Origin of the sequence: uncultured Thermus sp., from assembly GCF_938010445.1 — a bacterium.
Classification (GTDB): domain Bacteria; phylum Deinococcota; class Deinococci; order Deinococcales; family Thermaceae; genus Thermus; species Thermus altitudinis.
Map to the genome: position 1 here is coordinate 1 of NZ_CALLUR010000015.1, position 10,261 is coordinate 10,261.

The 10,261-nt window shown below is 62.5% G+C and carries 10 protein-coding genes; 2 read left to right on the plus strand and 8 right to left on the minus strand.

What is annotated here, in order from left to right; genetic code table 11:
• On the plus strand, positions 1-370 hold a 370-nt coding region (locus Q0693_RS00805), incomplete at its 5' end, for an aminotransferase class I/II-fold pyridoxal phosphate-dependent enzyme (RefSeq protein ID WP_298628349.1).
• A 721-nt stretch (positions 371-1,091) separates the two neighbouring features.
• On the opposite strand, the gene Q0693_RS00810 is transcribed toward Q0693_RS00805, so the two are convergent.
• The 8 genes from Q0693_RS00810 to Q0693_RS00845 all read right to left on the minus strand — a co-directional run bounded on the left by Q0693_RS00810 (position 1,092) and on the right by Q0693_RS00845 (position 9,818).
• The gene (locus Q0693_RS00810) at positions 1,092-1,946 is read right to left on the minus strand and encodes a site-specific DNA-methyltransferase (protein ID WP_298628394.1); all 855 of its coding nucleotides are present in this window, start codon (positions 1,944-1,946) and stop codon (positions 1,092-1,094) included.
• A 115-nt stretch (positions 1,947-2,061) separates the two neighbouring features.
• The gene (locus Q0693_RS00815) at positions 2,062-2,982 is read right to left on the minus strand and encodes an RluA family pseudouridine synthase (protein WP_298628352.1); all 921 of its coding nucleotides are present in this window, start codon (positions 2,980-2,982) and stop codon (positions 2,062-2,064) included.
• Between the two features lie 72 nt (positions 2,983-3,054).
• Positions 3,055-3,885, minus strand: coding sequence for an ABC transporter ATP-binding protein (locus tag Q0693_RS00820; RefSeq protein WP_243030057.1), 831 nt, complete (start codon positions 3,883-3,885; stop codon positions 3,055-3,057).
• Between the two features lie 42 nt (positions 3,886-3,927).
• Positions 3,928-5,130 (minus strand): ABC transporter substrate-binding protein, encoded by a 1,203-nt coding sequence (locus tag Q0693_RS00825; protein WP_243030056.1) that lies wholly within the window; start codon positions 5,128-5,130, stop codon positions 3,928-3,930.
• Between the two features lie 41 nt (positions 5,131-5,171).
• Positions 5,172-6,239: a branched-chain amino acid ABC transporter permease gene (locus tag Q0693_RS00830; RefSeq protein ID WP_243030055.1), complete on the minus strand. Its 1,068-nt coding sequence runs from the start codon at positions 6,237-6,239 to the stop codon at positions 5,172-5,174.
• Positions 6,236-7,129, minus strand: a complete 894-nt coding sequence (locus Q0693_RS00835) for a branched-chain amino acid ABC transporter permease (protein WP_243030054.1) — start codon at positions 7,127-7,129, stop codon at positions 6,236-6,238. The genes Q0693_RS00830 and Q0693_RS00835 overlap by 4 nt, the downstream gene beginning before the upstream one ends.
• Positions 7,126-9,060 (minus strand): long-chain fatty acid--CoA ligase, encoded by a 1,935-nt coding sequence (locus Q0693_RS00840; RefSeq protein ID WP_298628364.1) that lies wholly within the window; start codon positions 9,058-9,060, stop codon positions 7,126-7,128. The genes Q0693_RS00835 and Q0693_RS00840 overlap by 4 nt, the downstream gene beginning before the upstream one ends.
• On the minus strand, positions 9,057-9,818 hold the full coding sequence (locus tag Q0693_RS00845) for an ABC transporter ATP-binding protein (protein WP_298628368.1): 762 nt from the start codon (positions 9,816-9,818) through the stop codon (positions 9,057-9,059). Before Q0693_RS00845 ends, Q0693_RS00840 begins: the two co-directional genes overlap by 4 nt.
• A gap of 163 nt (positions 9,819-9,981) precedes the next feature.
• Between Q0693_RS00845 and rpmH the strand changes: the two genes are divergently transcribed.
• Positions 9,982-10,128 carry a 50S ribosomal protein L34 gene (rpmH, locus tag Q0693_RS00850; RefSeq protein WP_015716485.1) on the plus strand — a complete coding sequence of 49 codons (147 nt, stop codon included), beginning with the start codon at positions 9,982-9,984 and terminating at the stop codon, positions 10,126-10,128.
• Positions 10,129-10,261 lie beyond the last annotated feature (133 nt).

Genomic DNA, 10,261 nt, shown 5'->3' on the forward strand with positions numbered 1-10,261 from the left:
GGTGCACGAGCTGGTGAAGGAGGGCTTCCCCGAGCGCCTGGCAAGGATCCGCGCCACCTATAGGGCCAAGGCCCAGGCCATGCTGGAGGCCCTGGGGAAGGAGATGCCCAAGGAGGTGGCCTACACCCGGCCCAAGGGGGGCATGTTCGTCTGGATGACCCTGCCCGAAGGCCTATCCGCCGAGGCTCTTTTCCGAAGGGCCATAGAGGAAAACGTGGCCTTCGTGCCTGGCGGAGCCTTCTTTGCCAATGGGGGCGGGGAGAATACCTTAAGGCTTTCCTACGCCTCGGTGAACCAGGAGAACATCGTTAAGGGAATAAAGCGCTTAGCGGCGGCCGTAGAGGACTTGCTGCCGTCCAACGTTAGCTAAAGCACACCATAAAACCCCCACTCCCTTCCACAAGCCATGATCTGAAAACCCCCATGAGGACTGATCAAAGCCTTGCTACCTTGCTAAAAATAACAAGGGCTCCCTGCTGCGGAGAGCATCCACCAAAGCATCCAAAAACTCTTCTCCCTCCTTAACTGCCTTTATAGGATCCTGTAAGGCGGGTTGCCTCCGAGTGTCAACCTCCACCAACCAATACCTTTCTATCAGGCCCTGAGCCCACAGGGGTGGTTCCCTTCTGGAGAGCGCCCTGAGGCCATCTTTAAATCGGTCAAAGGCAGAAGGCCCCAGGCTATGGGATCGGCCCCTGTTAGTAGGGGCACCAAAATCCACAATCACCGTGTACCCTATTACCACCTCGGGAAAGAGCATCTGCACAGAAGATACTTCACCGACAAGATCATCCAGCCGATTTGGCCACGAACCCGATGGATTAGCTAAAATGGACTTAAAGGAAATCAATAGCCGTGGTTTTTTGCGAGCCCCTTCTTTTCCTGGGTATATTAACCCCAAATCCCACCTTTTCTCTCTCGCTAGACCCGGTACTCTTGCTTCCTTCTGCAAAAACGGCCAAAGGTGGGATGGTAAGCGCTCCCTTAACCTTTTCCAGGTGTAATCCACCATTGGGCTCTGTCGCCCGCTGCTGGTGGAGGGTAGCGCAACCACAGCTTGTAATGCGTCCTCAAGATCACGAGCTAAAGCACTAAACTCCACCCGCCACCACCTCCAATGCGAGAGCCTGGCCTGCCCCTTCGCGCGCAAAACGTTCCTGGGCAAGTTGAGCGTATCTCGGCACCAACTCTATGCCAACCGAACGCCTACCATGGCGAGCGGCGGCAAGAAGGGTCGTTCCCGTACCGGCAAAGGGGTCCAGAACCGTGTCCCCCGTAAAACTAAACATGCGTACGAGCCTTTCGGCTAGCTCTAGCGGAAAGGGGGCTGGGTGGGCTTTAGTGTTCCACCCAGGAATATCATCCCATATTTGTCGGAACCATTTTTGGAACAGATCCTTGGGGATGCGGCTCTTTTCCCGCTGTTCTGGGGTGGGTCTGCGGTAGCCCCCAGGCTTTCGCTGCATCAGGATGTATTCCACCTCGGTCTTGATGATGGCCCCGGGTTCAAAGGGCTTACCTAGGAAAAACCCGGGGCGATTGGCCTCGAGGGTAGCGTTCGTACGCTTGTGCCACAGGATAGGGTTCAGATTGTCAAAGCCTAACTTACGGCAACGCACCTGTATATCCGCGTGGAGGGGGAAGACCACATGTCGGCCAAAGCGCTTCCGGGAAACGGCCACATCACCCACCACGATGATCAGCCGTCCACCGGGCACCAAAACCCGGAAGATCTCCCTCCAAACGCTATCTAACCCGTCCAAGAAAGCCTCGTAATCCTCCACGTGTCCCAGCTGACCCGGAATATCCTCGTAACGTTTCAAGGTCCAGTAAGGAGGAGAGGTCAAGACCAAGTGCACTGAGGCATCGGGAAAGGAGCGAAGCACCTGTCGCGCATCGCCTATAAAGAGGCGATGGTAGCCGAGAAAAGCCGGGCCATGTTCCAACGGCTCTTGTAAAACCGCCGGTTTCCCTTCATTACCCGGCTCGGAAACTTCTATTTCGCCTACTCCTTTAGCCATACCTTCATCCCCGTCACAACACAGGTGGTCTCTTTTGGCTTCAGTATAATGCCTGCAAAAGTTCTTCCGGCCACCTCCCCCCCACCCCCTCCCAGGCCTGGACCATATCGGCGGGCACCGGGGCCTGGAACTCCAGGATGCGGCCGGTGCGGGGGTGGGGGAAGCGGAGCTCATAGGCGTGGAGGGCCTGGCGCGGGATATGGGGGCTTACCCGCCCGTAGACCGCATCCCCCAGGATAGGGGCCTGCAAATGCTTCAGGTGGACGCGGATCTGGTGGGTGCGCCCCGTGTGGGGCCGGGCCTCCACCAGGGCCAAAGCCCCCGCCGTGGCCAGGATGCGGAACTCGGTCTCCGCATACCGAGGCGCAATCCCCCCGACATGCATCTTGTGCCGCTCCACGGGATGGCGGCCGATGGGGGCGATGAGGGTCCCTTCCCGGGGATGCCCTTCGGTGATGGCCAGGTAGCGCTTCATCACCAACCGGTCGCGGAAAGCCTTGGCCAGGGCCTCGTGGGCCCCTGGGTGCTTAGCCACCACCAAGACCCCGCTGGTATCCTTGTCCAAGCGGTGCACAATGCCCGGGCGCACCAGCTCGGGGCGGGAGGCCTCGGCCTCCTCGAGGGGGAAATGCCGGCCCAAAAGGGCGTTCACCACGGTGCCCGTGTAGACCCCAGGGGCCGGGTGGGTGAGGAGGCCTGCGGGCTTGTTGAGGACCAGGAGGTCCTCGTCCTCATAGAGCACGGGGAGAGGGAGGTCCTCCGGAAGCACGAAGGGCTTGTCCTCCTCGGGGAACACCTGGACCTCCTCCCCCTTAAGGCGGTAGGAGGCCTTCGCCACCACCTTCTCCCCCACCTGGACCCGGCCCTGGGCGATCCACTCCTGGGCCCGGCTGCGGCTCACCCCACAGGCCTCGGCCACCGCCTGGTCCAGGCGCACCCCCTCGGCACGAAAGCGCACCATCCCCCTCATGATAGCGGGCCGGGCGGCTTCCTGGCCTTCCCTTACAGGGGGGGCTTCTTGCGCGCAAACGGGCTACATGAACCGCTTTCGCCGCTTGTAGGCCTTGACCTCTTTAAAGCTTTTCCGCCCGCCTCCCTTGGCCACCCCCAGGTAGAACTCCTGCACGTCGGGGTTTTCCAGCAAGTACTCCCGGTCCCCTTCCAGCACGATCCGGCCCGTTTCCATGATGTAGCCGTAGTGGGCGATGGAAAGGGCCACCCGGGCGTTCTGCTCCACCACCAAGACCGTGACCCCTTCCTCCGCATTCACCCGGGCCACGATGTCAAAGATCTCCCGCACCAAAAGGGGAGCCAGGCCCAAGGAAGGCTCGTCCAGGAGGAGGAGGCGCGGCCTGGCCAGGAGGGCCCTACCGATGGCGATCATCTGCTGCTCCCCCCCTGAGCAGTACCCAGCCAAGCGGTTGCGGAGGTCCGCCAGGCGGGGGAAGTAGTGGTAGATGCGCTCCAGTTCCTCCTTTAGGCGCACGGCCTTTCGGGTCAGGGTGCCCACCCAGAGGTTTTCCTCCACCGTGAGGTGCTTAAAGACCCGGCGGCCTTCCAGCACCTGCACGATCCCCATCCGCACGATCTCCTCGGGGGGGCGGTTATGGATGGGCTTCCCCTGGTAGAGGATCTCCCCCCTCACCACCTCCCCATCCTCGGGGATGAGGAGGCCGGAGATGGCCCTCAAGGTGGTGGTCTTCCCCGCCCCGTTGGGGCCTAAGAGGGCGGTGATGCGCCCTTCGGGCACCTTTAGGGAGACACCGCGGAGCACCTGGATGATGTCGTGGTAGACCACCTCGATGTTGTTGACCAAAAGGAGGATGGGGCCTAAGTCTTCGGGGCGTGTGGGGTTCAGGCTCATGGCGAAAGGAATGCCCGGGGGTTGCCCCCCGGGCCTAACGGACTACTTGCCGTAGTGCACCTTGCGGAAGAGGGCCGAGGTGAAGGGCTCGGTGATGGGGACAAAGCGGCCGCCCTTGGCCTCGAGGATCCTCAAGCCCTCCGCCCCAGTACGCTCCGTCTTGGTGAAGTCAATCTCAATGCCCTGCTTGGTGGAAACGGCAAAGCCCGGCTTAAAGGCGTTGGGGCCGTTCATGCCAATGAGGGCTTGGTAAACCGTCTCCCCGGTGATGCGCTTGAACCGCTCCTGGGCCCGGCGCATGGCTTCCACCGCGATGGCGGTGGCCAGCATGCCGTTGGTGTAGTTCACGCTCTCCACGATGGCCTGGGAACGCTTGTACTTCTCCCCCAGCTCCTTCTGCAAACGGATACCCGGGGTGTCCTCGTGGTACATGTAGAAGCTAGTGGCCCACAAGAACCCCTCCGCCGCATCCCCCGCCAGGTTGATGAGGTCAGGGCCGCCCGTGTAGTGGGCCCCAAGCTGCTTGATCTTCTTGTCCAGCCCCAGGCGCTTGGCATCCTTAAGGATGTTGGCCACCGGCCCGGCCACATTCTGGTGCACGATGAACTCCACCCCTGCCGCTTCAAAGCGCTTGAGGAGGGCGGTGTTGTCCAGGTTCCCCGCCCCCACCTCCTGCACGTCCACGATCTGCAGGCCAAGCTGGGCCGCCGCCTTGCGGGCATCGGCCACCGGGGCCCGGCCAAAGGGCGAGGGGTGGACCACTAGGGCCACCTTGGCCCCCTTCTTCTGCTTGGCGATGTACTCCAAAAGGGCCACCACCTGCTCGGAGTAGGTGGTGGTGGGGATGAAGAAGTACTCGTTGTTGGGGGGGTCAATGAGCTCCACGTGCATGGAGGCGGGAATGGTGGGGACCTTTACCTCTTGGATCAAGGACTTCAGCTGCAGGTTGGCCCCGGTGGCGTAGGAGAGGAAAACCGGGATCTTGAAACGGTCCAGGGCCTCCTCAAAGAAGCGCTGGGTGTTGGCGTTGTTGTACTGGTCGTCCCGTACCAGGCAGTTCAGCACCACCCCCGGGATGAGCTTTCTTTCATTGGCGTACTTACAGTAGTCCTCTACCCCCGCGGCATAAGGCGCCCCCGCATCCGAGGTGGGACCGGTGATGGCCCCCGACCACAGGATGGTCACCTGCTGCTGGCCCAAGGCCAGCCCCGCCATGGCTACAAGACCCAACCAAACCTTTCGCATCTCGCTCACCTCCCATTGCCAACCCCATAAGGGGGGGTTGCCTAGTACTTGAAGGGCCAGGTGCGGAAGTAGCTTCGCACCAGGCGCCACCAGTTGTAAAGCCCCCTGGGCTCAAACATGAGGAAGAGGACGATGATGAGGCCAAAGGCCAAGGGCCTGAGGGCGCTGGCCACGTCCACCCCCGCCACGCTGAACCCCAGGGCCTTGATGAGGTTGGAAAGCGCCTCCATGTTCACGTCCAGAAGCTCCAGGAAAGCCGGCCCCAGGAAACTCCCCACCAGGGTACCCAATCCCCCCACGATGGCCATGGCCAAAAGCTTGATGGAAACCGCAAAGGTATAGTCCTCTATGACCACGGCCCGGGAAAGGTAGGCGTAGAGCACCCCCGCCACCCCAGCGTAAAAAGCGCCCAGGGCAAAGGCGAAGAGCTTGGTGCGGCCCGGGTCCATGCCCATGGCGTCCGCGGCCCGGTCGTTATCCCGCACCGCCACCAAAGCCCTCCCGTAGCGGGTGCGAAGCAGGTTGCGGAAGAAGAGGGCCAGGATCACCAAGATGGCCAAGGCGACGTAGTACCAAAAGTGAAAGTGGTTGCGAAAACCCGCCTCATACCCCAGGAAGCTGGCCCGGGGCATATCCATGGCCCCGCCCTGCTTCAGAAGGGGCAGGTGCCCCACGGTCCACTCAAAGACCACCTGGAAGGCTAAGGTGGCCAGGGCCAGGTAAAGGTGCTTGACCCGCAGGCTAGGGATCCCCACCAGGAAGCCGAAGAAGGCCGCTACCAGACCCCCTAGGGGAACCACCAACCAAAAGGGAAGCCCCTGGGGGGCCAGAAGCGCCGCCGTGTAGGCCCCCACCCCCATGAAGGCCGCCTGGCCGATGTTGATGAGGCCGGCGTAGCCCGTGGTGATGTTAAGCCCCAAGACCGCGATGCTGTACACCAGGATCAGGTCCAGGATGAAGACCTGGGTTCGGGAGAGGAACTGGGGGAGAACCAGGAGAAAACCCAGGAAGAGCAGCAAGGAAACCAGCTCCCGGTGGGTGGCGAAGATGCTGGTGTCCTGCCGGTAAGAGGTGCGGTAGTTTCCCGTCTGGGCCCAAGGGTTTCTCATACGCGCTCAATCTCCTCCGTGCCGAAAAGGCCATGGGGCTTAAACCAAAGGACCAAAAGGAGCGCCAGGAAGGGGAAGACGTCCCGGGTACCCCCGCCCGGGACATAGGGGTCCAGGAACCCCGCCGCCAGGTTCTCCAACACCCCTATCAGAATCCCCGCCACCACCGCCCCCGGGATGGAGTCCAGCCCCCCCAGGATCACCACCGGGAAAACCCGCAGGCCGATGTGCACCAAGGCGTCCAGGTTGAGGCCGGAGATGGTCCCCACCACCAGGCCCGCGGCCGCCGCCGTAAGCCCCGCCGCCGCCCAGGCCAGGGCGAAGACCCTTTCCACGGAAACCCCGAGGCTCATGGCCGCCATCTGGTCGTCGGCCACGCTGCGCATGGCCACCCCCAGGGTGGAACGCTGGAAGAACCAGGTGAAGGCCAGGAGAAAGAGCAGGGTGAAGCCCACGGCCAAAAGCTGGGCATAGGAGATCTGCACCCCCAGAAGCGTCACCCCCCCAGCGGGTAGGAAACTGGGATAGCTAAAGTTTCCCGCCCCATAAGGGGTGAGGTGAATCAGGCCGTCCAGCAAGGAGGCCAGGCCGATGGTGGCCATGATGACCGCGATGATGGGCTGGCCCACCATGCGTTTCAGGAAAACCCGCTCCACGCCAAAACCCAGGAGGGCAGTGAGGCCTAAGGCCAAGGCCGCGGCCAATAGGAAAGGAGCCCCCAGGGACACCATGGCCCAGTAGGCCAAAAAGGCCCCGATGGCGATGAACTGGCCTTGGGCAAAGTTCACCACCCGGCTGGCCTTGTAGATGAGGACGAAGCCCAGGGCCGCCAGGGCGTAGACCAAGCCCAGCACAATCCCGGAAAAGAGAAGTTGCAGGAAAAAGCTCACGCCGCCACCTCCTCCCGCAGGTGCAAAACCGGCACCCGGGCCCGCACCCGCTGGACGGTCCCGTCCTGGTAGCGGTATTCCGCCTCCACCTCCACCGCCTCGAGGGGGGAGTACAAGGCCTCCACCAAGGGGGCGTACCTCTTGGCGATGAGGCCCCGGCGCACCTTGCCCGTGCGGGTCAGCTCCTCGTCGTCGGCGTCCAAGAGCTTATAGAGCAGGACAAAACGGCGGATTTTGAGGTCCTCGGGCAACTCCCGATTCACCTTTTCCACCTCCTGGCGGATGAGCTCCGCCACCTCCGGCTTTAGGGAAAGGTCCAGATAGGTGGTGTAGGCCAGCCCCCGGTCCTCCGCCCACTTGCCCACCGTCTGGGGATCGATGTTGATGAAGGCCGCCAGGTAGGGCTTGCGGTCGCCGAAGACCACCGCCTCCTTGATATAAGGGGAGAACTTCAGCTTGTTCTCCACGAACTGCGGGCTGAAGACCGTCCCCCTTTCCGTGCGCATGACGTCGGAAAGCCGGTCAATCACCACCAGGTGCCCATCCTCGGTAAGGTAGCCGGCATCCCCCGTGTGCAGCCAGCCGTCCCGGAAGGTCTCCGCCGTGGCCTCGGGGCGTTCCCAGTACCCGGCGCAGACGGCATCGGAGCGGCAGAGGATCTCCCCCTCCTCGCTGATGCGCACCTCGGTGCCGGGAATGGGCAGGCCCACGGTATCGTGGCGCACATCCCCATCCCGGTGGACGAAGGCGATGCCGATGATCTCCGTCTGGCCGTAGATCTGCTTCAGGTTAACCCCGATGGCGTGGAAGAAGCGGAAGACATCGGGGCCCAAGGCGGCACCCCCGGTATAGGCCCGCCTCAGGCGCAAGAAGCCCAACTGGTCCCTTAAGGGCTTAAAGAGCACCTGGTCCGCCACCCAGTAGGCCAGGCCAAGCCCCAGGGGCATGGGTTTCCCCCGCATGCGGTACTCCGCCGCCCGGTAGCCGATCTTAAGGAGTTTCTCGTAGACGAAACGGTTGAAGGCGTAGCTCTCCGACATGCGCACCCAGATGTTGCTCTGGATGGCCTCCCAGACCCTGGGCGGGCTGAACATCACGTGGGGGCCGATCTCCTTAAGGTCCTGCATGGCGGTTTCTACCGCCTCCGGGAAGTTGACGGCAAAGCCCCCGGTGAGGGCCATGGCCACCGACATCATCTGCTCCCCGATCCAGGCCAAGGGTAGGAAGGAGAGGTAATCGTCCGTGGGCAAAAGGGGATCCACCTCCTGCAGGGCCACCCCCATGTGGATGAGGTTGCGGTGGCGGAGCATGGCCGCCTTGGGCCTTCCCGTGGTGCCGGAGGTGGAGGAAAGGTGGCAGACCTCCTCGGGGCTGGCCTCGAGGAGCAACCGCTCCACCGCATCCGGATACCTCCTCCGGTGTTCCCGGCCCCGCTCCAGCACCTCCGAAAAGGAAAGGAGCCAGGGGTCCCGGTAGCCCCGCATGCCCTTGGGGTCCTCGTAGATCACGTGGCGGACCTTGGGGATTTCGCTGCGGATCTCGTAGAGCTTGTCCACCTGCTCCTGGTCCTCGGCCAGCACGAAGCTGGCCCCGGTGTAGTCCAGCATGTAGGCGATCTCCGGGGGAAGGCTACTTTGGTAGACCCCCACGCTGATCCCCCTCACCGCCTGGGCCCCAAGCTCCGCATAGAGCCACTCCGGGATGTTGTCGGCGATGATGGCCAGCCTCTCCCCGGGTTGGAACCCCAGGTCCAGAAGGCCGTGGGCGAAGAGAAGAACCTTTTCATAATACTCGGCATAGGTGATCTCATTCCAGATACCGTAGTCCTTTTCCCTCAAGGCCACCCGGTCCCCCTCCTCCTCCGCCCTCAGGCGCAGAAGCTGGGGCAGGGTGTAGCGCTTCATCTCGTAGGAGGGCCTCAGGGCCTTCATGCTCCCACCCCCAGGTAGGCCTCCTGCACCCGGGGATTCCTGGCCACCTCCTCGGGAGGTCCTTCGGCGATCACCTGGCCGAAGTCCAGCACGTAGACCCGGTCGGAGATGTCCATGACCACGCCCAAGTCGTGCTCAATGAGGATTACCGTGGTGCCTTGGGCCCGGATCTCCAGGATGAAGCGCACCATGTCCTCCTTTTCCTCCAGGGTCATCCCCGCCATGGGCTCGTCCAGAAGGAGGAGCTTGGGGGAGAGGGAAAGGGCCCGGGCCACCTCCACCCGCTTCCTGACCCCATAAGGAAGGTTGCCCACCAGGGCCTTGCGGTAAGGCTCCAGCTCCATGAAGTCAATGACCTCCTCCACCATCCGGCGGTTTTCCACCTCCTTATCCAGGGCCTTCCCATAAAAAACCCCTGCCTGGAACAGGTTGTAGCCTAGGTAGGTGTGCCGGGCCAGCATGAGGTTTTCCAACACGGTAAGGCCAGAGAAGAGCTCAATGTTTTGGAAAGCCCGGGCGATGCCCTTCCGGGTGACCTCGTGGGGGCTTGAGCGGGTGATCTCCTGTCCCTCAAAGAGGATCCGTCCTCGCTGGGGGTGGTAAAACCCCGAGATGCAGTTTAGGAGGCTGGTCTTCCCCGCCCCGTTGGGACCGATGACGGAGACCAGCTCCCCCTTCTCCACCGCCAAGGAAACCGAGGCAAGGGCGGCCACGCCGCCGAAGGTTAGGGTGACGTTTTCCACCTCAAGCTGGGCCACGGAGATCCTCCCTAACAACCGTTTGGGGGGAAGTATAAGGGGAACCCCAGCCCATGTCAACGCTCTCTTGCCAAGGTGTAAAAAACCGTTAGACCTTCTACCGCCCTCCTTATGCTACACTCTTTAGGGTATTGGGGGCCAAGGCCCCAAAGGAGGGCAATGGATGAAAAGGACCTGGCAACCCAACCGGAGGAAACGGGCCAAGACCCACGGCTTCCGGGCCCGCATGCGGACCCCAGGCGGCAGGAAGGTGTTGAAGCGGAGAAGGCAGAAGGGCCGCTGGCGCCTCACCCCCAGGGTGAACGCCTAAGGCCTGCCCCCCCTAAGGGGGGCAGACTCCTTTCCCTAAAGGGCGATCGCGCCTTTCAGAGGCTCCGCCAAGGCCGTGCTGGGCGGGGCCGTTTTGTAAACGTCAAGTGGCTCCCCGCCGCCCAGCTACGGGT

What these genes read in the sequence shown, in the direction of transcription:
- Q0693_RS00840 (WP_298628364.1), bottom strand. Translation starts at nt 9,060, where the DNA reads ATGAAGGCCCTGAGGCCCTCCTACGAGATGAAGCGCTACACCCTGCCC.
- rpmH (WP_015716485.1), top strand. Translation starts at nt 9,982, where the DNA reads ATGAAAAGGACCTGGCAACCCAACCGGAGGAAACGGGCCAAGACCCAC.
- Q0693_RS00815 (WP_298628352.1), bottom strand. Translation starts at nt 2,982, where the DNA reads ATGGTGCGCTTTCGTGCCGAGGGGGTGCGCCTGGACCAGGCGGTGGCC.
- Q0693_RS00825 (WP_243030056.1), bottom strand. Translation starts at nt 5,130, where the DNA reads ATGCGAAAGGTTTGGTTGGGTCTTGTAGCCATGGCGGGGCTGGCCTTG.
- Q0693_RS00830 (WP_243030055.1), bottom strand. Translation starts at nt 6,239, where the DNA reads ATGAGAAACCCTTGGGCCCAGACGGGAAACTACCGCACCTCTTACCGG.
- Q0693_RS00820 (WP_243030057.1), bottom strand. Translation starts at nt 3,885, where the DNA reads ATGAGCCTGAACCCCACACGCCCCGAAGACTTAGGCCCCATCCTCCTT.